This is a genomic window from Streptomyces sp. NPDC111656 (assembly GCF_055656965.1).
On sequence record NZ_JBVKCA010000001.1, the window covers coordinates 511,643 to 533,923 of the forward strand.

Sequence of the window (22,281 nt, forward strand, 5' to 3'; positions counted from 1 at the left end):
CGGGGGTCCGTCGGGGCGGATCGTCTATGGTGACCGGGTGAAGATCGCGCTCATGGACTCCGGAATCGGACTGCTCGCTGCTGCCGCCGTGGTACGTCGACTGCGGCCGGACGCCGATCTCGTGCTCTCCTCGGACCCCGGCAGCATGCCCTGGGGACCGCGTACGCCCGAGGACGTGACCGCCCGCGCCCTCGCCGTCGCCGAGGCCGCCGCGCAGTACCGTCCCGACGCCCTGATCGTCGCCTGCAACACCGCCTCCGTACGAGCCCTGTCGGCGCTGCGTGCCCGTCTGGAGCCGGAAGTGCCCGTCATCGGCACGGTCCCGGCGATCAAGCCGGCCGCGGCCGGTGGGGGACCCGTCGCGATCTGGGCCACGCCCTCCACCACCGGCAGCCCCTATCAGCGTGGGCTCATCGGTGAGTTCGCCGACGGGGTGTCCGTGACCGAGGTGGCCTGCCCCGGGCTCGCCGACGCCGTGGAGCACGGTGACCAGGAGGGCATCGACGCCGCGATCGCGGCGGCGGCCGAGCGCACCCCCCGCGATGTAAGGGCCGTCGTCCTGGGCTGCACCCATTACGAGCTGGTCGCCGAACGCATCCGTACGGCCGTGCAGCAGCCCGGCCTCCCACCGCTCGCGCTGCATGGCTCCGCAGGGGCGGTCGCCGCGCAGGCACTGCGCAGGATCGGCGAGCTCCCGGACCCGGCGGCCCCCGCCGAGGGCTCCCTCACGGTGCTCCTCAGCGGCAGCGAGGGCGGCCTGTCGGCGACCGCGCTGGCGTACGAGGAAGGCCGCCTTCTTCAGGCGGTCAGCCCCGCCCGCTGACTGGCGCCGCCCAGCGGCGACCGTCCGTCACCACGGCCGCCGGGCGGAGACCTGCGAGCGGCGACCGTCCGTCACCGTCCGAACGCCCCGCGTGCGCCGCGCGCCCAGCCGGAGCAGTGACCCTTCGCGACCCGGTGCCCGCGGTGCGGAACCTGAGTAGTCTCTTAAACATGAGGGACCACCTCCACCGCGGAAAGTTCTCGCACCCCGATGTCTGGACCGGGAGTGCGACCAATCGCGTCCAGTGGCTGCCCGCCATAGGCGGGGCCGCCTGCATCGCGCTGGGTGTCGAACTGGCCGTCGACTCGACGTGGACGTCGGGTGTCGCGGCACTGGCCATGTCCGTCGTCGGGTGCATCGCGGCGGGACTGCTCATCATGTTCGGCACGCTCGCCTTCGTGCATGTCGCCGTGAAGGTCGACAAGGACTGCCTCGAAGTGCGGTGCGGCCACATCGGTCTGCCCCGCCGACGTATTCCGCTCTCGAGTGTCGTCGGCGCCGACTTCGCTCCCCGGGTCACCCCGCGGCAATGGGGCGGCTGGGGCTACCGCTGGCGTCCCGACAAGGGCACCGCGGTCATCGTCCGGCGCGGCGAGGGCGTGGTGCTGCAACTCGGCGACGGACACACGTTCACCATCACGGTGGACAACGCGGAGGCGATGGTCCGGATCATCCGGGACCGGCTGCGGCCGGCCACGCCCGGCGCGGTCATCTGAGCGTCGCGGAGTTCACGGCTCCAGCCGGTTCCTCGAGGTTTGGTCTCCCGTGTCCAGGACGCTCTCCAGGTCCTCGTCGGCCAGGGGTCGTGCCGTCGCGAGCCCCGCGAGCAGCCCCGCACCCGCCGTCACCGTGGTGAAGCTCAGCGCGTTGCCCAGCGAGGCGATCACGGCCAGCGCCGTGAGGGCCGCTCCCGCCGTCAGCGCGATCGTCGTGGACCGCGGCGAACGCCACAATGAATAGAGAACCCAGCAGAAGACCGCGGCGAGCAGCGCGACGCCGACCAGACCCTGTTCGGCCGCCTGCTGCCAGGGTGCCGAGTGGGGCTTGCCGTCGGGCGGCAGCGACTGCGCGACCGTCGGACTGAGTTCCCCGTACCGCCCGGGCCCCACGCCGAGGGCGGGATGGTGTCCGGCCAGGTGGAGCGCGTCGCGCCAGAGCAGGACCCGGTGCTCGGTGAGCTGCCCCTCCAGGGAAGCGGTCAGACCGTCCGGAAGCACGTTCTCCGCGACCGCCCAGGTCGCGCCCGTCACCAGCGCCGCGGCGAGCGCGAGAGCCCCGAGTCCGAGGGCGCGGCGGCGCATGCGGTCGGCGGCGAGCGAGCACAGCAGCACTCCGGCGCCGACGACGCATCCCGTGGTCGAGCCGAGCACCGCCGCGCTCACCACGATCCCGACGGCGAGCAGCCGCAGCGCGAGCCGCTGCGCCGGCCTGCGTGCCGCCCAGGCCGCGCAGCACGCCGCACCCGTGGACAGGGCGAGCAGCGCGGACGTGGCGCCGCCGTGCCCGAGTGGCGTCGTGAGCTGCGGGCCCGGGGTGGTGTGCGCGGCGGTGAGCGCGAGGCCCAGTCCGGCGAGGGCCCCGGCGCACGGCGCCGCGACCGGCAGGAGAGCGCCGAGGATCCGGCCCGAGGCGTACCCGGCTGCCACGGCGAGCACGGCCAGGAGCACGCCCTCGGGCCGCCCGTTGTGCGCGGTCGCCGTGATCAGGGCCCACGCCGCGCAGGCCCCGAGCGCGATCACACCCATGGCGTCCGAAACGTTTCGTCTCTCGCCTTCGGCCGCCGAACCGGCCGCAGACCTCATCCCTGTGGACCCCACCCCGTCGCCCCCCGACCTGTGCCGGGCCCCGACCGCCACGGCCGCATCCGGCCGCACGTCAGAGGCTCGGGCACACCGTAACGGCTGATGCGCCGGTTTGTGGATGAGTTGCGCAGGAACGGTGCATCAGGCGGGCACGCGACGGTCTGCGGAGCGGACGGACGCCCCCTGGGCGCCGGGAGGTTCAGGGTGCGGACCGTGCTGTCGGCGCCCAGGTCACGCGCCGTACACTCCCCGGGTGACCGCCACCGCAACTTCCGTAGACGAGCCGGATCAGCTCGAACCCCAGGCCGCGCCCGCATCGCGCGGGGCCAGACTGGCTCGGCGATACGCTCCGGCCGCCGCCGCGGCGCTCTCCGGAGTACTGCTCTACGTCAGTTTCCCGCCGCGCACCGTCTCGTGGCTGGCCCTGCCGGCCTTCGCGGTCTTCGGTTGGCTGCTGCGCGGTCGCTCCTGGAAGGCGGGCCTCGGGCTCGGCTATCTGTTCGGCCTCGGCTTCCTGCTGCCGCTGCTCGTGTGGACCGGTGTCGAGGTCGGCCCCGGCCCGTGGGTGGCACTCGTCGCCGTGGAAGCGGTGTACGTGGCGCTCGTCGGCGCGGGCATCACCCTTGTCTCCCGGCTGCCCGGCTGGCCGCTGTGGGCGGCGGCGCTCTGGATCGCGGGCGAGGCGGCACGCGCGCGTGCGCCGTTCGGCGGCTTCCCCTGGGGCAAGATCGCCTTCGGCCAGGCGGACGGCATCTTCCTTCCGCTGGCCGCGGTGGGCGGCACCCCCGTGCTCGGCTTCGCGGTCGTGCTCTGCGGTTTCGGGCTGTACGAGGTCGTAGGCCAGGTCGTCGAGGGTCGGCGCACCGGTGCCGTACGCCGAGGGGCCGCCGCGGCGGCGCTGCTGAGCGTGGCCGTCCCCGTGGTCGGGGCGCTCGCGGCGCGGTCGCTGGTGAGCGACAAGGCCGAGAACGGCACGGCGACCGTCGCCGTCATCCAGGGCAATGTGCCGCGCGCGGGGCTCGACTTCAACGCCCAGCGGCGCGCCGTGCTCGACTACCACGCGCGGGAGACCGAGCGGCTGGCCGCCGAGGTGAAGGCGGGCAAGGTCGCCCGGCCCGACTTCGTGCTGTGGCCGGAGAACTCCTCCGACGTCGACCCCTTCACCAACGCCGACGCCCGCCTCGTGATCGACAACGCCGCCAAGGCCATCGGCGCGCCCATCTCGGTCGGTGGCGTCGTCGAGCGCGACGGCAAGCTCTACAACGAGCAGATCCTGTGGGACCCGGTCAAGGGTCCCCTCGACACGTACGACAAGCGACAGGTCCAGCCCTTCGGCGAGTACCTTCCGCTGCGTTCACTGCTCGGCGCGATCAACAAGAACTGGACCTCGATGGTCCGCCAGGACTTCAGCCGGGGCCACAAGCCGGGCGTGTTCACCATGGACGGCTCCAGGGTCGGACTGGTCACCTGCTACGAGGCCGCCTTCGACTGGGCCGTGCGCAGCACCGTGACCGACGGCGCGCAGCTGATCTCGGTGCCGAGCAACAACGCGACCTTCGACCGCAGCGAGATGACCTATCAGCAGCTCGCCATGTCCCGTGTCCGCGCCGTCGAGCACAGCCGTACCGTCACGGTGCCGGTGACCAGCGGCGTCAGCGCCGTGATCATGCCGGACGGGAGGATCACCCAGCGGACCGGGATGTTCGTGGCGGACTCGCTGGTCCAGAAGGTGCCGCTGCGCTCCTCCGAGACCCCCGCCACGCGGCTCGGCATCCTGCCGGAGATGCTGCTGGTGGCGGTCGCGGTGGGCGGTCTCGGCTGGGCGGGTACGACGGTGGTCCGCGGGCGCCGCGACGGCGCCGTTCAGGGCGATCTCGCCTGACCCCCGGCCGGATGACGGAATCCGGCCGTTAGGGTCGGTCCATGGCTACTCCTGACTTCATCCGCACCATTCGGGCCTCGGCCGGCCACCAGCTGCTCTGGCTCCCCGGAGTCACCGCCATCGTCTTCGACGACGAGGGCAGAGTGCTGCTGGGCCGGCGCACCGACACCCGGAAGTGGTCGATCATCGGCGGCATTCCGGACCCGGGCGAGCAGCCCGCGGCCTGCGCCGTGCGGGAGGTGTTCGAGGAGACCAACGTGCGCTGCGTCGTCGAGCGCGTGGTGCTGGTCCAGGCCCTGGAGCGGGTCACCTACGAGAACGGCGACACCTGCCAGTACATGGACACCACGTTCCGGTGCCGGGCCGTCGGCGGTGAGGCGAGGGTCAACGACGACGAGTCGCTGGACGTCGGCTGGTTCGCGGTGGACGCGTTGCCCGAGCTGAACGAGTTCGCGATGTTCCGGATCAAGCAGGCCCTGTCGGACGCGCCCACGTGGTTCGACCCCGCGACCTGAGCGCGGGCGCACCGGGGGCCGGACGGCTCACAGCCGGATGACGACGAGCGCGGTGTCGTCGTCGGGGCCGCGCCGAGGTGCGGCGACGACATCGGCCAGCACGGCGTCGGCGAGGAGTTCGGGGCCGAGCCGGTGATGGCGTTCGACGCTGTGGGCGAGGCGGTCCAGGCCGGCGTAGATGTCCTCGCCCCGCCGCTCGATCAGACCGTCGGTGTAGAGGACGAGGGTGCTGCCGGGACCGTAGCCCACCGTCGACTCGCAGCGCGGAAGGGAGTCGTCGCCCGCTCCCAGGGGCGGGTCGGTGGCCGAGTCCAGCACCTCGACGGAGCCGTCGCGGTGAGCCAGCAGAGGCGGCGGATGGCCGGCGCGACTGTAGGTGACGGTGAGGGCGGTGCGGTCGATGACGACCTGGACGGCGGTCGTCGCGAGCGCGCCGTCGACGGTGTGGGCGTGCGCCGCGAGGGTGGTGAGGGCGGTGGCGGGCCGCCCGGTGGCGCGGATCGCCGCGCTCAGGGCGCTGCGCAGCTGGCCCATGGTCCCGGCCGCCTCCAGACCGTGCCCCACCACGTCACCGACCGCCACGGCCAGCCGTCGCGCGTCGAGGTCGATCAGGTCGTACCAGTCGCCGCACACGTTGAGGAAGCTGGTCGCGGGCCGGTAGCGAACCGCCACCCCGGGTCGGTCCGGCAGCGTCGTACTCGGCAGCATGGCGCGCTGCAGGGTGACGGCGACCTCGTGCGCGCGGGCGTGGGCCTTGCGCAACTCCTCGTTGAGTTCCTCCAGTTCCAGGGAGCGGTTCAGCAGATCGGCGGTCATCGCGTCCTCGGCGGTGAGGGGCAGTTCGGGCAGTTCCGGTGCGGCGCCGAGCGCCCGCCGTGCGCGTATCAGCGCGGTGACCTCCTCGACGCGGTGGACGATGAGTGACACCCGGCCGTCGGCGTCGAGGAGAGGGACGTTGACGGGGCTCCAGTAACGCTCCTCGAACACGCCGGGCCGGTCGGGCACCTCCACGGAGTACTTCTGCAGGGCCATGGTGTCCGGCCCGCCGGTGGCCAGCACCCGCTCCAGCGAGGCGCGCAGCACCCGGGGGCCACTGGCCCAAGGGTCGGAGGGGTTGTCGGGAAACACGTCGAAGACGCACCGACCGAGCATCTCCGCGCGGCTCCGTCCGGAGACCCTCGCGAAGGTCCGATTGGCGTCGGCCACCACCATGTCGGGCGTGAGCAGCAGCACGGGACTGGGCAGGGCCTGGTAGACCTCCGCGTAGTCGATGTCGATGCCCCGGCCGCGTCTTTCGGCGGGCGCATCACTGTCACTCATGTCCCATGTCTACTCCGCCCCCTCGTCCGATGCGACACGGTGACCGTTTCCGGCCCGCCCGAGCGCACGGCTCGTGGCCGGGTTCTCTTGCCGGGCAAAGTTCGCAGGGATGATGGAGGATGGATCACAGCGCCCCCGACAGGGCCGTGCTCACCAAAGAACGAGGTGAGGACATGAACTGTTACGACTGCCCCGGCACGCCCGGTCCCGCGGTCGCCGTATGCGTCCGCTGCGGCGCAGCGCTCTGCCGCACACATGTGCACGAAAGCCACCCGCCGACCCAGGACATCACCGGAACCGGCCGGGCCACCCACGAGAAGCCGGCCCGCCACATCACCTGCGGAGCCTGCCGCGCGGCGGAGACGAGCTGACTCCGGCAGCGCACCGGCCGCGACCCACGGTGTGAGCCGCGGCGTCCGTCCCCCGACCTGAACGTCACCTGAACAGCCACCGCCCCCAGGCATCCCGGTGGGCCGTTCCGCCCTCTCTCCGAGCGAACGGCGAGCACACCGGGAAGGTACGCCCATGGTCAGCACCACCGCAGCGATCATCGCGTCGGCCCGGCGGACCCCGTTCTGCCGCCGCACTCCCTTGACGGGGTGCCTCCGTCAGTCGCGGCCGGTGCCCCGGTAGAGGTCCAGCTCGCCCTCCAGCTCGACGGCGAGGACCGTGGCGTACTCGTCGAGGTCGGCCGCGGCGGGCGCGTCGATCCAGGTCACGCCCGGGACGGCGTCGAGGCCGCCGGTGACGTGGTGGCCCAGTTCCGTGCCGGTGCCCAGGACCGTGACGCGCTTGACCTCGTTGCGCAGGCCGCGCAGCGAGACGTTGTCACGGGGTGCGTCGAAGCAGATCAGGTACAGCGTGCGCCGGTCGGCGGAGAGCGTGCTGGGACCGTAGTGGTGCCCGGCGGGCAGCCCGGCGACCGTCCCGTACACCGCGTCCGTGTGCCGTCCGATCCAGGCGCCGAGCCCCTCCAGGCGCTCGATCTGCTCCTCGGGGATGGTCCCGTCCTCGCGGGGCCCGGCGCCGAGCAGCAGATTGCCGCCCATGCCGATCGTCTCGGTGAAGTAGCGCACCAGCTGGCGCACCGACTTGAAGTCGCAGTCCTGCGGCCGGTGGCTCCACGAGTCATTGATCGTCAGACACAGCTCCCACGGGCCCTCCGGAGCCTGCAGCGGGGTGCCCTGCTCAGGGGTGGCGTAGTCGCCGTGGCTGAGCATCCGCGCGTTGAGGACGGCGTCGGGATTGCCCGCGAGGATCAGCTCGGCGAGCTCGTCCATCCGCCACTGCTCCTCGGTGCGCTCCCACTCGCCGTCGAACCAGAGCAGGTCGGGGCGGAAGCGGTCCATCAACTCGCCGACCTGGCCGTCGCGATAGGCGAGGTAGCGCTCCCAGGCGGCCGGGTCCTCCTTGCCGGGCTCGGCGTGCGAGTAGGGACTCGGCGATTCACCCGGCCTCACGTGCCGGATGCTGGGGTAGTCGGGGTGGTTCCAGTCGGAGTGCGAGTAGTAGAGCCCGACCTTCAGCCCCCGCTCGCGCAGCGCGTCGACGAAACCCGTGACCAGGTCCCGGCCGGCCGGGGTGTCCCGGACGACGTCGAGACTGCGGTGGCCGGTGTCCCAGAGGGCGACGCCGTCGTGGTGCTTGGTGGTGAGGACCGCGTACCGGGCGCCGATGCGGGCGAACAGCTCGGCCCAGGCGTCCGGATCGTACTTCGACGCGGTGAAGCCTTCGAGCTGTTTCATGTACTGCTCGTGGGTCACCTCACCCGTGTAGAACGACCAGGACTCGGCCGCTCCGCCCACGGCGTAGACACCGTAGTGGATGAAGACGCCCAGCTTGGCGTCCGGAAACCAGGGTTGCATCGGCATGTGCCCACGGTAGGCGGCGGGGTCCGCCGGGCGCGTGGGTCCCGGTCACCAATACTGGTTCGTTTTCACCATGGCCATCACCTCGAAGCCCTGGCGGACGGGCGGGAAAGGCGCTCCCTTCGCGCCTCCGGGCGGGCAGGTCGACGCTTCAACCGGCGTACGGATCCTCGTACTTGGCGTTATCCGGTGGTACACCGTGACGGATCTGCGTGTTCAATCACTGGTATAGCCGCACGTACGGACAGTCCCGCCTGTCAGGAGGCCCCGTGATCACCGTTCCCGAACCGGAACTCACCGAACGCGAAGTGATCGAGCGGGCCGTGGCGATGCGGCCCGCGCTGCTCGAACGGCAGCCGGAGACCGAGCGGCTGACGATCTACCCCAAGGACACCCACGAGGAGTTCCTGCGCGCCGGTTTCTACCGGATGCTGCAGCCGCGCAGGTACGGCGGGTACGCCTTCGGCCTGCCGACCTTCTACCGCGTCGTGACCGAGGTCGCGCGCGGTTGCCCCTCCACCGGCTGGGCCCTGTCTCTCACCGCCGCCCATGTCCTCCAGGTCGCCTCGGTCTTCGAGGAGAAGACACAGGACGAACTCTTCGGCGACGAGGGCGACTTCAGGGCCGCCTCCACCGCGACCCCTATCGGGGTGGCGCGGCCCGACGGCGACGGCCATGTGATCCTCGACGGCACCTGGTCCTACTCCTCCGGCTCCCCGTACTCCACCCACTACGTCGGTCAGACCCTGCGCGCCCCCGAGAAGCCGGAGGACCCACCGGGGCCGCTCGTGCTCTTCGTGGCGCCGCGCTCCGCCTGGACCCTGCTCGACGACTGGCAGGACGTCCTCGGCCTGCGCGGCAGCGGTTCCCACAGCATCCGCTTCGACGAGGCCCGCATCCCCACGCACTTCACCCGGGAGGCGAGCCTGCTCGACCTGCCCGTCGAGGGCGGCTCCCTCGGCTCGAAGCTGCACGGCCATCCCATGTACGCGGGGCGCGCGGCGAGCTTCTTCCACGGCGAGCTGGCCGCCCTCATGATCGGCACCGCGTACGCGGCCGCCGACGAGTACGCCCGGATCATCGCCGAACGCCCGCTCGTCCTGGACCCCGGCCGCACCCGCGCCGACCTCCACGACTACCAGCGCCACCTGGGGGAGGCGCTGGCCGCGATCCGTACGGCGGACGCGGCGCTGCGGGCCACCGCCGACGACTGGATGGAGGCCTGCTGCGACAACGTGTCGGGCCGGGCTCCCTTCACGACCGCCGTCGACAACCGGCTCGCGCTCGTCTTCGTCACCGCCGGGCGCCTGGCCTGGGACGCGCTCCAGGGCATCCTCTTCCGCACGGCGGGCTCCCGGCACGCCCGCGACGGCGCGCGGATGCAGCGCTACTTCCGGGACGCCGCCACGATCTGGTCGCACCTCGGCCCCACGATGGCCGAACCGCTGGCCCGCCGTGTCGGCCGCGACCGCCTCGGCCTGCCGTCGGACGACATCCCGCTGATCTCCTGATGCCCTGATCTCCCGGTCTCTCGATCTCGTGAGCGCCGGCGGGCAGGGGCGGGGATTGCCCCGGCCGCGAGTGGGTACGCGCGACAGGAGCCGCGCCCGGGGCGAGTCCCGCCCCGGGCGGCCTGTCCGTCACTACCTGGGATCTGCCAATGGACACACCCTCGAACAACCATCACTACCTGCCGACGGCCACGACACCGGCCCAGGAGGCACTGAAGGCACTCGCGCAGAACACCGAGAACCCGCTGGCGCTGGACACCCTGGCCGACAGCGAGGTGCTGGTCCCCGTGCCGGACGACGCGAGCGAGGAGGACGTGCGCGACCCCGCCGCCGTGGCGCTGCCCGTGCTGGAGCAGCCGGGCGGGGAGCAGGTGGTGCCGGTGTTCACCTCGGAGCCGGCGATGGCCGAACTGCTGCCGTTCGTCTCCCGCTACCGTCTGGTTCCGCTGGGCGCGCTCGCCTCCCAATGGCCGACCGGTGATCTGTCGCTCACCATCGACCCGAGTTCGCCGAACGGCCTGACCCTCACCTCCGAGGGCGTTCGCAACCTGTTGGTCCGGCCGCGGGCCTGACCGTTCGACGTGCGGGCCGCGGGCCGCGTTCGCGCCGTACGAGATCCGTTGCGCTGAAGACGTCCGCGCCGGACGTGAGAATGACCGCATGAAATGGATCTCGGGCGTGGCCGGCGGCCTGCTCCTGCTGCTGGTGTTCGCCAGCATCCTGCGCACCCTCGTCGTGCCCCGCGGGCTGTACTCCTCGATGGTGAACCGCTGGTGGCGCTCCCTGCGCTTCCTGCTGCGCCTCGCCGCCCCCGGCGGCAGCTACCGCGCCATCGACCGCGCACAGACCTGGCTCGCCCCGCTCATGCTGATGGGCACGCTCGTGAGCTGGCTCGGCGGCGCCCTGATCGGCTTCGGGCTGCTGCTGCACGCCATCTCCTCGCTGACCTGGACCCAATCGGTCCGGGAGGCGGGCTCCAGCCTGTTCACGCTCGGCTTCGCCAGCGGCGACCGACTGCACCTGTCCGTGGTGGACTTCATCGCCGCCGTCACCGGACCGGTCGTGATCGCCCTCCAGATCGCCTACCTGCCCACCCTGTACGCCGCCTACAACCGCCGGGAGCTGGAGGTGACCCTGCTCCAGTCGCGCGCGGGCGAACCCGCCTGGGGACCGGAGATCCTCGCCCGGCAGTGGCTGGTCGACACCGAGACCGCGCTGCCCGAGCTGTACCGCTCCTGGGAACGGCTCGCCTCCGACATCGGCGAGAGCCACTCCACGTACCCCGTCCTGCTCGCGTTCCGCTCACCGCGGCCCTACCGCAGCTGGATCGTCGCCCTCGTCGCCGTCATGGACGCGGCCGCCATGCAACTCGCCCTCACCCCGAGCAGCGCCCCGCCCGAGGCCCGCCTGATGCTGCGCGCCGGATTCACCGCACTGCGCGACATCGCCCGCTCCCTGCGTTTCCCGTACGACACCGACCCCGCGCCCGAGACCCCGATCCAGCTCACCTACCTGGAGTTCGACGCGGCCGTCGCGATGCTGGAGGCGGCCGGCTTCCCCGCCGAGCGGACGGCCGAACAGGCGTGGCCGCACTTCCAGGGCTGGCGGGTCAACTACGAGGCGATCGCCTTCGAGTTGTGCCGCCGCGGCGACGCGGTCCCGGCGCTGTGGACCGGGCCGCGGGACTTCCCCTGGACACCGATCCCGCCCGCACGCCCCGCGGACCGGCGCCCCGGCGAAGATCGTCCCGAACTGCCCCCGGCCGCCGCGTAGTTCTGGCCGCCGAGTGGGGAAGATCCCCCGGGTACGGTTTCGATGCGCAGGGATGGGAGTCCCCTTGAAAGTCGTCCTGCTGGGTACGGCCGCCGGTGGCGGCTTCCCACAGTGGAACTGCGCGTGCGCGCTCTGCGCGGCCGCCCGCGACGGAAAACTGCCCGCGCGGACCCAGGAGTCCGTCGCCCTGAGCGGCAACTCCCGTGACTGGTGGCTGCTCAACGCCTCGCCCGACATCCGTACGCAACTGACCACCACCCCCGCGCTCGCACCCGGACCGGGGCCACGGGACACACCCGTACGGGGTGTGCTCCTGACCGACGCGGAGGCCGACCATGTCGCCGGGCTGACCGTGCTGCGCGGCGGCGCCGGGCTCAAGGTCTACGCCGCACCGCCCGTCCTCGCCACCCTGGCCCCCCTGCGTGACCTGCTCGACCGCTACGCCCCCTGGCAGTGGGCGGACAGCCTGACCGAGGGCGGGTTCGTGCTGTCCGGCGGTCTGGTCGTCACCGCGCACCCTGTCGGTCCCAAAGCCCCGAAGTACGTCGCCGGCCCCGCCCCGGACGACCGCTGGGTGACCGCGTACCGGATCGAGGACCTGGCAGGCGGCGGAGTGCTCCTGTACGCGCCCTGTCTGGGCGCCTGGACCCCGGAGCTGGACGACCTGCTCGCCTCGGCGGACTGCGCACTGCTCGACGGCACGTTCTACGCGCGCGACGAGATGGGCACGGCCGTGCGCTCGCGGGGCGGGCGGCAGGCCGCGATGGGGCACCTTCCGGTGGCGGGCGCGCGCGGCAGCCTCGCGGCCCTCGCCCGCCATCGCGGCCCCCGACGGATCTACACGCACCTCAACAACACGAACCCGCTGCTCGACCCGGACTCGGACGCCCGTGCGCGGGTGAGCGCAGCGGGGGTCGAAGTGCTGCCGGACGGGACGGAGTTCGTGGTGTAGAGGCTAGGACCTGTCCGGCCGATCACGGCGGAGACGCGGGGTGGCGGTGACATCAGCCGGTCCGCGGCGGGCGCCCATCCGCGGTGTTGTCGTCGGTGGCGTTCAGCATGCGGGCCAGCACGGCGCGTTGCAGGGGGAGTACCTCGGTGTGCAGGTCGCGTCCCTTGCGGGTGAGCGCGACCCACACACCGCGCCGGTCCTCGAGACAGACGGTGCGTTCCACCAGGCCGTCCTTCTCCAGCCGCCCGATCAGGCGGGACAGGGCGCTCTGGCTCAGATGGACACGGTCGGCGATGTTCTGCACCCGGCAGTGCTCGCCCTCGTGCGCGAGCTCGCTCGAGACGAGGATGTCCAGCACCTCGAAGTCGCTCGCGCCCAGACCGTGCGGGTGCAGCGCGCGGTCGATCTCGCACATCGTGCGCGCGTGCACCGCCAGGATGTCCCGCCACCGGTCCTCGAGCCGGGCCTCGCTCGCCGTGTTCACTGCCATATGTGCACGGTAACAGAGGTCCAGGGTTTTATTGAGTGTGCAACTAGTGCGGTTGCATCGACCAGGCGGGCCACCCGACGGGCCCTAGTCGGCCGAGACGTCCTGGAGGAGCCCGACGAGGTTCCCGTCCGTGTCCTTGACCGAGGCGATCAGCCTGCCGCCGCCCACGTCCTGGACGTCCTGGAGCGTCTCGGCCCCGGCTTCCAGCAGGGCCGCCAGCGTCGCCCGGATGTCGTCGACGTGCCAGTACGGGACCGGTCCGGTCATCCCCTTGGCGTGACCGTTGGGGTCGAGGCCGACGTCCTGCCCGGAGTCCTTGAATCCGACGTAGTACGCGGTGTCCGCGTAGGGCTCCGTACCGAGCAACGCGCCGAACAGGGCCTTCGCCCGTGCGAGGTCCTTGACGGGGTAGATGATGGTCTTCAGCCCTGCGGTCATGGTGACTCCTCCGTGGTGTGTTCCGGTGCTTTCACGGTAGGGCGGGGGAGGGCCGGGAGGCTTCTCGAATCCTGACCGGTCCCGGCTCCTGGGGCCTGTCCGGCGGATCATGCCGCAGACGCGGGGTCCGGCACGCCCTCCTCCGCCTTGCAGCTGGACGCACCAGACCCCGCTCACCTGCGCTGATGAGGCGCCGTTGCTTTCCTCCGACCTGATCCGCCGGACAGGCCCCAGGCGTCGAGGGTGCGGCTCAGGTCGAGTCGCGTCGTACCAGTTCCGTCGGCAGGATCACCGCCGCCGGCTCCTCGCCCCCTATCTGCGCGAGCAGGACGCGGACCATCTCGGTGCTGATGCGGTCGTACGGCTGCCGGATGGTGGTGAGGGCGGGTGTCGCCGAGATCGCGGCGGTGGAGTCGTCGAAGCCGCCGACCGAGACGTCCTCCGGGACCCGGCGGCCCGCCTTGTGCAGAGCGGTCAGCGCGCCTTGTGCCATCAGGTCGGAGGCAACGAAGACGGCGTCCATGTCCGGGGCACGCTCGAGGAGCTGCTCGGCGCCCGCCTCACCACTGGCCCGGCTGTAGTCGCCGGAGGTGATCAGCCGGTCGTCGGCCTCGATGCCCGCCTCGGCGAGCACCTCCCGGTAGCCCGCGAGCCGCTCGACACCGCCCGGGGTGTCGAGCGGACCCGTGACCATCCCGATGCGGCGACGGCCCAGGGAGACCAGGTGCTTGACCATGTCCCGGGCGCCGTCGCGGTCGTCGGCGGCGACGTAACTCACCTTGGAGCCGAGCCCTATGGGCTTGCCGCAGGCGACCAGCGGCACGCCCGCCTCGCGCAGCTGCTCGGCGACCGGATCGCCCGAGTGGCTGGAGACCAGCAGCACTCCGTCGACGTGGCCCGCGGTGATGTACCGCGTGATGCGCCGCCGCTCGTCCTCGGTGCCGGCGAGCATGAGCAGGAGGGGAATGTCGTGCGCGGCGAGTGCTTGTGTGCAGCCGCGCAGCAGGACGTTGAAGTTCGGGTCCTCGAAGAACCTCTCCTGCGGTTCGGTGAGCAGGAAGCCGATGGAGTCGGAGCGGCCGGTGATCAGTGACCGGGCGTGCCGGTTCACGACGTAGCCCGTTCTGCGGATGGCGGCGTTGACCGCCTCCTGCGCCGCGGGGCTCACGTAGTGCCCGCCATTGAGCACCCGGGACACCGTGCCCCGGGACACGCCCGCCTCCCGCGCGACGTCATGGATCGTCGGCGGTCTGCGCCGGCCCCCCGCGTTGGTCATGGTCACGACTTTACGGCTCCCGAGAGCAGATCGAGGCTCCAGAACCGCTGGATGACCAGGAAGAGGGCGATGAGCGGAACGATCGCGAGCAGCGCGCCGGTGATCACCAGCGTGTACAGCGCCGGGGTGTTGGAGCCCTGTTCGAGGAGTGTGAACAGACCCAACGTGATCGGGAACTTCTCGTCGTCGCTGAGCATGATGTACGGCAGCAGGAAGTTGTTCCACACGGCGACGAACTGGAAGAGGAACACCGTCACCAGTCCGGGCACCATCATCGGCAGCGCGATCCGGGTGAAGATCCGCCACTCGCTCGCCCCGTCCATCCGTCCGGCCTCGACCACGTCACCGGGCACGGCCGCGGAGGAGTAGATCCGGGCGAGGTAGACGCCGTACGGGGAGAGTATGAGGGGGAGCAGCACGGACGCGTACGAGTCCGTGAGGTCCGCCTTGGCCAGCAGCAGGTACTGCGGGATCGCCAGGATCACCGGCGGCATGAGCACGCCCGCCATCAGGACGCCGAAGACGGTTTCGCGGCCCCGGAAGCGGTAGATCGCGAGGGCGTAGCCGCTGAGCGCCGAGACGGCCGTCGACAGGAGGGCGCCGAGGCCCGCGTAGAGGGCGGAGTTGCCCATCCACTTCCAGTAGATCCCGTCGCGGTAGGCGTTGAGGTCCTTGACGTTCTGCGTGAAGCCGGAGCCCGGCAGGAACGTGAAGGTCGAGAACAGCTCACGGCCCGATTTGGTGGCGGCGATCAGCACCCACGCGACGGGCAGCAGGCAGTAGAGCGCGCCGAGCAGCAGCGTCAGGGTGGGCACGAAGTCGACACGGCGGCGCAGGGGCGGGCCCTGGGCGGTGCCGGGGGTGGTACCCGCGGCCGGTGCGGCCTTGCGTACGGCAAGAGAACTCATCGTGCTTCCTCCTGCTTGTTACGGGAGTTCGCGGCCCGCAGGAAGCCGAAGGACAGGAGCAGGGTGACGACGGCGATGATCGCCGCCTCCGCCGCGGCCGAGTAGATGTCGCCCTTGCCGAAGGCGTCCTGGTACACCTTCATCAGCGGACTCCAGGTCGTGGAGACGGAGTTGGTGAGAGGTTTGAGGGTGGTCGGCTCGCTGAACACCTGGAGCGTCGCGATGATCGAGAAGAAGAAGGTGAGCACCAGCGAGGGCGCCACCATCGGGATCTTGATCCTCAGCGCGATCTGCAGGGGCGTGGCGCCGTCCAACTTCGCCGCCTCGTACACCTCGGCCGGGATGGCCTGCAGCGAGGTGTAGATGACGATCATGTTGAAGCCGGTGCCGCCCCAGACCGCGATGTTGGACAGGGCGAGATACAGCGGTCCGCCGTCCAGCAGGTTCGGCTGCGGCATGCCCAACTTGTCGAGCACGAAGTAGAAGGGGCTGACGTCGGGGAGGTACAGGAAGCCCCACAGCAGCGCGGCGACGACGCCGGGAATGGCGTACGGCAGGAAGATCGCGAGCCGAGTGAAGGGGGCCAGACGCACCTTGTCCGCGTCGAGCATCAGCGCGAACAGCAGCGCGAGGCCCAGCATCACCGGGATCACGATGGCCCCGTAGCCCACCACGCGCACCGCGCCGCTCAGCAGCTCGGAGTCGGAGAGGGCGTCCTTGTAGTTCTCCAGCCCCGCCCAGACTTCCTTGCGGGCGCCCGAGCCCAGGCCCAGGCCCTTGACCTGCACCTTGTGCAGGCTCAGCCAGAGCGCGTAGCCGATGGGCAGCGCGAAGAAGAGGGCGAAGAGGATCGTCGCGGGGAGGAGGAAAGCGTACGGGGCCCCCTTGACCCCGTACGACTTCCGACGTGCCGTCGTCACTGAGCGACCCCGAAGCCCTGCTTCTTGAGGTCGGCCACCGTGGCGTCCTGCATCTTCTTCAGGGCGGCACCGAAGTCCGACTTGTCCTTGGCGGCGGCGCCGAAGGCGTCGTTGAAGGTCGTGTAGGCGACGTTCACGTTCGGGCCCCAGGCGGAGGGCGCGGTGGTCTTGGCGATCTCCGCGGCCTTCGGGTAGAAGTCCGCCTGGTTGGAGAAGAACGCCGGCGGCTGGGAGAAGGCGTCACTGGTCTGCGCGGTGGTGGCGGCCGGGTAGATGCCACCCTCCTTCGCCAGCGCGGCCACCGCCTGCGGGTCCGTGTTCAGCCAGGTGGCGAACTTCGCGGCGGCCGCCTTGTGCTGCGAGTCCGTGGTGACGGCCGTCGAGGAGCCGCCCCAGCTGCCGGTGACGTCCGTGCTGCCGTCCCACTGCGGCAGCGGGGCCATCGCCCACTTGCCCTTGGTGTCGGGGGCCGCGGTGGTGAGGGTGCCCGGCGCCCAGACCGCGCTGACCCAGGCGATCTGCTTGCCGGTGTTCAGCGCCTTGTTCCAGGAGGGCGTGTACATCGGCTGGTTGTCGATCGCACCCTCCTTGACGAGGCCGCCCCAGAAGTCGGCGACCTTCCGCGTCGCCGCGTCGTCGATGCCGACCTTCCACTTGTCGCCCGAGGAGGTCCACCACGTGGCGCCCGCCTGCTGGGCGAGACCCGCGAAGAGGCCGGAGTCGTTGGCGGAGAAGGTGGTCAGGTCCTTGTCCGGGGCCTTCTTCTTCAGCGCGCGGGCGGTCTCGGCGAACTGCTCCCAGGTCGTGGGAACCGTCAGGCCGTACTTCTTGAAGAGGTCCTGGCGGTAGTAGAACATCATCGGGCCGATGTCCTGCGGGATCGCGTACACGGCGTCCGAGCCCAGAGTCGTCTGCTGCCAGACACCGTCGGCGAACTTGCTCTTCGCGTCCTTCGACTCGCCCGCTATGTCGGCGAGCGCGTCATTGCTGACCAGGGTCGGCAGCGCCTGGTACTCGGCCTGGACCAGGTCCGGGGCCTTCTTCGCCTTGTGCGCGGTGAGGATCTTGGTGACCAGCGTGTCGCCCGACGCCTGCTTCTTCACCGTGACCGTGATCTTCTGCTGCTTGCCCGGCCCCTTGTTCCAGAGGTCGGCCACCTTGTCCATGCCCGGAGCCCAGGACCAGTACGTCAGGGACACCGGGCCCGATTCGGACGAGCTCTTGTCGTCCGACGAGCCGCAGGCGGCGAGTGCGGTGCCGCCGAGCGTGACGGCGATGGAGGTGGCCACGAGGCGACGCAGCTTCGTGTTTGGCATGGATCTTTCTCCCCTGACCTGGGTCCCCGCCTGCTGCGGCGACCGTGCCATGCTTCTGTGAGCGTTCACAGTAGAGAAACATCCCGGACACTTGTCAATGGTTGTTGCTGTGCGGTTATGTTGGGCTCGCGCCGCTGATCGAGTGTGTGCACGTTCCCAAATGATCGATTAAACGGGAGAAGATCCATGCCGGAGACCACACCCAAGGGCCTCACCGGGCTCGCCTTCGGTGGGGACTACAACCCCGAGCAGTGGCCGGAAAGCGTCTGGCACGAGGACGTCCGGCTGATGCGCGAGGCGGGGGTCACGACGGTGAGCGTCGGGATCTTCTCCTGGGCGCTGCTCGAACCCGCTCGGGGGACTCACGACTTCGGCTGGCTGGACCGACTGCTCGACCTGCTGCACGAGAACGGCATCCGCGCCGACCTCGGCACCCCGACCGTCGCGCCGCCCGCCTGGTTCTACCGCGAGCACCCCGAGGCGCTGCCGGTGGCCGCCGACGGCACCCGCTACGAGTTCGGCTCGCGCGGCGCCATCTGCCACAGCAACAGCGACTACCGTGCCGCCGCGGCGAGCATCACCACCGCCCTCGCCACCCGGTACGCCGACCACCCCGCGCTCGCCCTGTGGCACGTCCACAACGAGTACGGCGTCCCCGTCTCGGCCTGCTACTGCGCGTCCTGCGCCGCCCACTTCCGCCGCTGGCTGGCCCGCACGTACGGGACCGTGGACGCGGTCAACGAGGCCTGGGGCACCGCCTTCTGGGGTCAGCGCTACGCGGACTTCGACCAGATCAACCCGCCGCGCGTGACCCCCACCGTCGGCAACCCGGCCCAGGCCCTGGACTACAAGCGCTTCGCCGACGAGACCATGCGCGAGAACTTCGTCGCCGAGCGGGACATCCTGCACCGCCTCGCCCCCGGCATCCCGGTCACCACGAACTTCATGACCGCCCTCAGCCAGTGCGACTCCGTCGACTACTGGGCCTGGGGCCGCGAGGTCGACCTCGTCACCAACGACCACTACCTGATCACCGACGGCCGCCGCACCCACGTCAACCTCGCGATGGCCGCCGACCTCACCCGCTCCGTCGCGGGCGGCGCCCCCTGGCTGCTGCTCGAACACTCCACGTCCGGCGTCAACTGGCAGCCCCGCAACCCGGCGAAGTCCCCGGGGCAGATGGCCCGCAACTCCCTGGCGCACGTGGCACGCGGCTCCGAGGGCGCCATGTTCTTCCAGTGGCGGCAGTCCCGGCGCGGCGCCGAGAAGTTCCACTCGGCGATGCTGCCGCACGCCGGCACCGACTCCCGGGTCTGGCGCGAGGTCGTCGAACTCGGCGCGTCCATCGAGTCGCTGACCTCGGTCAAGGGCAGCCGCACCGTCGCCGACGCCGCCGTGCTGTGGGACTGGCACTCCTGGTGGGCGCAGACCCTCGACTGGCGCCCCAGCGCGGACCACGACCCGCGCGAGCGCGCCGACGCGTTCTACGAGGCGCTCTACGACCGCCACCTCACGGTCGACTTCGCCCACCCGGAAGCCGACTTGTCGGCCTATCCCCTTGTCGTCGTCCCCGCCCTCTACCTGATGACCGAGGCCGCCGGGAACAACCTCAGGGAGTACGTCGGACACGGCGGCACCCTCGTCGTCTCGTACTTCTCCGGCATCGTCGACGAGCACGACGCCGTGCACGAGGGCGCCTACCCCGGCGCGCTGCGGGACGTGCTCGGCCTGACCGTCGAGGAGTTCTCACCGCTCCTGAAGGACGACCGGGTCCGGATCACCGGCCCCGACGGCTCCGAGCTCACCGGGGACGTCTGGACCGAGTTCGTGGTGCCGCGCGGCGCCGAGACCGTGTGGACGTACGCCGACGGACTCACCGCGGGCCGGCCGGCCGTCACCCGCCACCGCCTCGGCGAGGGCTCCGCCTGGTACGTCTCCACCCGCCTCGGCGCGCAGGGCCTGGACGCCCTGATCGGCTGGGCGTCCGACGACGCGCGGATCGCGCCGCGCGCCGACCTGCCCCGCGATGTCGAAGTGGTGCGCCGCAGCGGTGAGTCGGGCACCTTCCTGTTCGCGATCAACCACACCTCGTCGGACGCCAAGGTGCCGCTGGACGCGGCCGGCACCGAGCTGCTGACGGGCGAACGCGCCGCGGGCCGCCTCGTGCTGCCCGCGGGGGCCGTCCGGGTCGTACGGCTCGACGGCTGAGCCGACCGCTTTCGGGGTCTTACGGCTTGACGGCTGAGCCGACCGCCGTCCTCGTCGTACGACTCCACGCCTCACCCGACCGCCGCCGGGCTCAGGACCCTGCGGCCGAGCCGAACTCCCCTCCGCCCGTGAGTGCCACGAGAGCCGCGGGCGGAGGGGTCGCCTCCCAGAGCCACTCCGGGGGCACCCCCTTTCCCATCACGTCGAAGGGACGACGGACGAAGATGTTCCATCCCAGACGCACACTCAGGACCCTGCTGCTGCCGCTCGCGGCCGGGCTGGCCCTCACCGCCCTGCCCGCGCAGACGGCACAGGCGGCGAGCACCCTCACCAACGCCGGATTCGAGGCCGACGGCGCCGGAACGGCCACGCCCAGCGGCTGGTCGGAGTACGGCGACACCGGCGCCTCCTACGTGGAGGCCGGGGGCCACAGCGGAAGCTACCGCCTCACGCAGTACTCCTCCGCCGCCTACAAGGTGGAGACGTACCAGTACCTCTCCGGACTGACCAACGGCAACTACCGTCTCACCGCCTGGGTGCGTTCGGGCGGCGGCCAGAACTCCGCCTACCTCGCGCTGAAGAACTGCGGCGGCACCGAGCAGCGCACCGACCTGCCGGTCTCCAGCAGCGGATGGATACACCTCGTCGTCCCCGTCGCGGTGACCGGCAACCAGTGCACGATCAGCATCAACTCCGATGCCAACGCGGGCAACTGGATCAACGTCGACGACCTGACGTTCACCTCCGGCAGCGCCACCGGGCTGTCCGTCAAGGGCTCCGACATCTCCTCCCTCGCCAAGAGCGAGGCCTTCGGCGGCGTGTACAAGACCAGCTCCGGCACCACCGGTGACGCGCTCGCCATCCTCAAGTCCGCCGGTATGAACTACGCGCGCCTGAAGGTCTGGGTGAACCCCGCCGACGGCTACAACAACAAGACGCGCGTCCTGGCGATGGCCAAGCGCATCAAGGCGCAGGGCATGAAGCTCCTGGTCGACTTCCACTACTCGGACACCTGGGCCGACCCCGGCGCCCAGACCAAGCCGGCCGCCTGGGCGGGCCACTCCTACAGCCAGCTGAAGACGGACGTCTACAACCACACGTACGACGTCCTCAACGCGCTGAAGGCGCAGGGCACCACCGCCGACATGGTCCAGGTCGGCAACGAGATCAACGGCGGCATGCTGTGGTCCGAGGGCTCCACCGACAACTGGTCGCAGCTCGCCGGGCTCCTCAACTCCGGCTACGACGCCGTGAAGGCCGTCAACTCGTCGACGACCGTCGCGCTGCACCTCGCCAAGGGCGGCGACCTGTCCGGCACCCGCTGGTGGTTCGACAACGCGGTCTCCAACGGCGTGAAGTTCGACGCCATCGGCCTGTCCTACTACGGCTACTGGCATGGCCCGCTCTCCGACTTCCAGACGACCCTGGACGACGCGGCCGCGCGCTACGGCAAGCCGGTGTTCCTGGCCGAGACGGCCTACCCCTTCCGTCTCGACAGCGACGACTCGCTCGTCAACCAGATCGACACGACCGGTGAGCTGGTCTCCGGCTACCCGGCCACCACCGCCGGGCAGTCCGCGTGGCTGCGGGACGTGATGAACGTCGTGGAGGCCGTCCCGAACGGCCGCGGCCTCGGTGTCTTCTACTGGGAGGCCACCTGGACCGCCGTCACGGGCAACGGCTGGGACCCGGCCGACGCCACGTCCGGCAACGGCTGGGAGAACCAGGCGCTGTTCGGCTTCGACGACAAGGCGCTGCCCGCCATCTCGCAGTTCGGCCACCGCTGATCAGTCACCGTCGATGACATGAGGGCCCGGCTGCCGAGGCGGCCGGGCCCTTGTGGCGTCCCGGGGACTTCCGGGCCGCGCGAAGGCGTGGAAGTCCCGTGCGGGCCGCCCCGGGCTGCGGGACAGTGGTCACACAGCGCCACCATCACGAAGGGCAGGGGGACGAGATGCTGAGGGTTCCCGTCGGGGGGCGACGCCTGGACATCCTGGAGTGGCTGCGGGACCCCGCCGCGCACTTTCCGCCCGAGCGCCACGGCTCTCTCGCCGACGGCGTCGACGCGGCCGCCCTCGCCGCCAAGCTCGGCGTGAGTCACGCCGTCGCCCGCACCCACCTCGACCTCCTCGTCGGGGTCGGGCTGCTGCGCGCGAGAAGGATCGGGCGGCGCACGCTCTACCACCGCGACGAGTACCGCATCGCCGAGGTCCGCTCCCTGTTCGAGAAGGGCTGGTAGGGCGGGGAGGGAAGCGGGGGACGACAAGAAGGGAAGAGGG

At 71.1% G+C, this 22,281-nt stretch carries 21 protein-coding genes; 12 read left to right on the top strand and 9 right to left on the bottom strand.

The genetic code is table 11. The annotated features are described in order from the left end of the window. Positions 1-37: 37 nt before the first annotated feature. The gene (locus ACZ7M3_RS02360) at positions 38-823 is read left to right on the top strand and encodes a glutamate racemase (RefSeq protein WP_472060038.1); all 786 of its coding nucleotides are present in this window, start codon (positions 38-40) and stop codon (positions 821-823) included. 170 nt (positions 824-993) lie between these two features. After that, entirely contained in the window at positions 994-1,539 is a 546-nt protein-coding gene (locus tag ACZ7M3_RS02365) for a hypothetical protein (RefSeq protein WP_452963348.1), read from the top strand. A 12-nt stretch (positions 1,540-1,551) separates the two neighbouring features. Here ACZ7M3_RS02365 and ACZ7M3_RS02370 read toward each other — a convergent pair whose 3' ends face one another. After that, positions 1,552-2,568 (bottom strand): O-antigen ligase family protein, encoded by a 1,017-nt coding sequence (locus tag ACZ7M3_RS02370; protein ID WP_472060039.1) that lies wholly within the window; start codon positions 2,566-2,568, stop codon positions 1,552-1,554. A gap of 310 nt (positions 2,569-2,878) precedes the next feature. On the opposite strand from ACZ7M3_RS02370, the gene lnt reads away from it, so the two are divergent. Both lnt and ACZ7M3_RS02380 read left to right on the top strand, forming a co-directional pair. After that, complete coding sequence (gene lnt / locus ACZ7M3_RS02375; protein WP_472060040.1) at positions 2,879-4,507, top strand: apolipoprotein N-acyltransferase; 1,629 nt, start codon at positions 2,879-2,881, stop codon at positions 4,505-4,507. A 41-nt stretch (positions 4,508-4,548) separates the two neighbouring features. Next, positions 4,549-5,022, top strand: a complete 474-nt coding sequence (locus tag ACZ7M3_RS02380; RefSeq protein WP_121416994.1) for an NUDIX hydrolase — start codon at positions 4,549-4,551, stop codon at positions 5,020-5,022. A 27-nt stretch (positions 5,023-5,049) separates the two neighbouring features. Here ACZ7M3_RS02380 and ACZ7M3_RS02385 read toward each other — a convergent pair whose 3' ends face one another. After that, entirely contained in the window at positions 5,050-6,342 is a 1,293-nt protein-coding gene (locus ACZ7M3_RS02385) for a PP2C family protein-serine/threonine phosphatase (RefSeq protein WP_472060041.1), read from the bottom strand. Positions 6,343-6,461: 119 nt separating this feature from the next. Here ACZ7M3_RS02385 and ACZ7M3_RS02390 point away from each other — a divergent pair, with 119 nt between their 5' ends. Then, positions 6,462-6,713: a DUF2180 family protein gene (locus ACZ7M3_RS02390; RefSeq protein ID WP_388518808.1), complete on the top strand. Its 252-nt coding sequence runs from the start codon at positions 6,462-6,464 to the stop codon at positions 6,711-6,713. Positions 6,714-6,950: 237 nt separating this feature from the next. Here ACZ7M3_RS02390 and ACZ7M3_RS02395 read toward each other — a convergent pair whose 3' ends face one another. Further along, on the bottom strand, positions 6,951-8,213 hold the full coding sequence (locus ACZ7M3_RS02395) for an alpha-L-fucosidase (RefSeq protein WP_472060042.1): 1,263 nt from the start codon (positions 8,211-8,213) through the stop codon (positions 6,951-6,953). A gap of 266 nt (positions 8,214-8,479) precedes the next feature. Between ACZ7M3_RS02395 and ACZ7M3_RS02400 the strand changes: the two genes are divergently transcribed. From ACZ7M3_RS02400 to pqqB, 4 genes are all read left to right on the top strand, one after another. Next, positions 8,480-9,721 (top strand): acyl-CoA dehydrogenase family protein, encoded by a 1,242-nt coding sequence (locus ACZ7M3_RS02400; RefSeq protein WP_472060043.1) that lies wholly within the window; start codon positions 8,480-8,482, stop codon positions 9,719-9,721. A 149-nt stretch (positions 9,722-9,870) separates the two neighbouring features. Continuing rightward, positions 9,871-10,293, top strand: coding sequence for an SseB family protein (locus ACZ7M3_RS02405; protein WP_351299849.1), 423 nt, complete (start codon positions 9,871-9,873; stop codon positions 10,291-10,293). A gap of 88 nt (positions 10,294-10,381) precedes the next feature. Further along, positions 10,382-11,494 (top strand): hypothetical protein, encoded by a 1,113-nt coding sequence (locus ACZ7M3_RS02410; protein ID WP_472060044.1) that lies wholly within the window; start codon positions 10,382-10,384, stop codon positions 11,492-11,494. A 64-nt stretch (positions 11,495-11,558) separates the two neighbouring features. Further along, positions 11,559-12,446, top strand: a complete 888-nt coding sequence (pqqB, locus tag ACZ7M3_RS02415) for a pyrroloquinoline quinone biosynthesis protein PqqB (RefSeq protein ID WP_472060045.1) — start codon at positions 11,559-11,561, stop codon at positions 12,444-12,446. A gap of 52 nt (positions 12,447-12,498) precedes the next feature. Here the strand turns inward: pqqB and ACZ7M3_RS02420 are convergent, their stop codons facing one another. The 6 genes from ACZ7M3_RS02420 to ACZ7M3_RS02445 all read right to left on the bottom strand — a co-directional run bounded on the left by ACZ7M3_RS02420 (position 12,499) and on the right by ACZ7M3_RS02445 (position 17,794). Next, a complete protein-coding gene (locus ACZ7M3_RS02420) occupies positions 12,499-12,936 on the bottom strand; it encodes a MarR family winged helix-turn-helix transcriptional regulator (RefSeq protein ID WP_472060046.1) in 438 nt (145 codons plus the stop codon). Between the two features lie 84 nt (positions 12,937-13,020). Then, a complete protein-coding gene (locus ACZ7M3_RS02425; RefSeq protein WP_067373204.1) occupies positions 13,021-13,374 on the bottom strand; it encodes a VOC family protein in 354 nt (117 codons plus the stop codon). Positions 13,375-13,624: 250 nt separating this feature from the next. Further along, on the bottom strand, positions 13,625-14,656 hold the full coding sequence (locus tag ACZ7M3_RS02430) for a LacI family DNA-binding transcriptional regulator (RefSeq protein WP_095856255.1): 1,032 nt from the start codon (positions 14,654-14,656) through the stop codon (positions 13,625-13,627). Further along, positions 14,653-15,558 carry a carbohydrate ABC transporter permease gene (locus ACZ7M3_RS02435; RefSeq protein ID WP_472060047.1) on the bottom strand — a complete coding sequence of 302 codons (906 nt, stop codon included), beginning with the start codon at positions 15,556-15,558 and terminating at the stop codon, positions 14,653-14,655. Before ACZ7M3_RS02435 ends, ACZ7M3_RS02430 begins: the two co-directional genes overlap by 4 nt. Further along, positions 15,555-16,478 carry a carbohydrate ABC transporter permease gene (locus ACZ7M3_RS02440; protein WP_472060048.1) on the bottom strand — a complete coding sequence of 308 codons (924 nt, stop codon included), beginning with the start codon at positions 16,476-16,478 and terminating at the stop codon, positions 15,555-15,557. The genes ACZ7M3_RS02435 and ACZ7M3_RS02440 overlap by 4 nt, the downstream gene beginning before the upstream one ends. Further along, on the bottom strand, positions 16,475-17,794 hold the full coding sequence (locus tag ACZ7M3_RS02445) for an ABC transporter substrate-binding protein (protein WP_472060049.1): 1,320 nt from the start codon (positions 17,792-17,794) through the stop codon (positions 16,475-16,477). The genes ACZ7M3_RS02440 and ACZ7M3_RS02445 overlap by 4 nt, the downstream gene beginning before the upstream one ends. A 186-nt stretch (positions 17,795-17,980) precedes the next feature. Between ACZ7M3_RS02445 and ACZ7M3_RS02450 the strand changes: the two genes are divergently transcribed. The 3 genes from ACZ7M3_RS02450 to ACZ7M3_RS02460 all read left to right on the top strand — a co-directional run bounded on the left by ACZ7M3_RS02450 (position 17,981) and on the right by ACZ7M3_RS02460 (position 22,241). After that, positions 17,981-20,002 (top strand): beta-galactosidase, encoded by a 2,022-nt coding sequence (locus tag ACZ7M3_RS02450; protein WP_472060050.1) that lies wholly within the window; start codon positions 17,981-17,983, stop codon positions 20,000-20,002. Positions 20,003-20,226: 224 nt separating this feature from the next. Continuing rightward, the gene (locus ACZ7M3_RS02455; protein WP_472060051.1) at positions 20,227-21,789 is read left to right on the top strand and encodes a glycosyl hydrolase 53 family protein; all 1,563 of its coding nucleotides are present in this window, start codon (positions 20,227-20,229) and stop codon (positions 21,787-21,789) included. 167 nt (positions 21,790-21,956) lie between these two features. Beyond that, entirely contained in the window at positions 21,957-22,241 is a 285-nt protein-coding gene (locus ACZ7M3_RS02460) for an ArsR family transcriptional regulator (RefSeq protein ID WP_472060052.1), read from the top strand. Positions 22,242-22,281 lie beyond the last annotated feature (40 nt).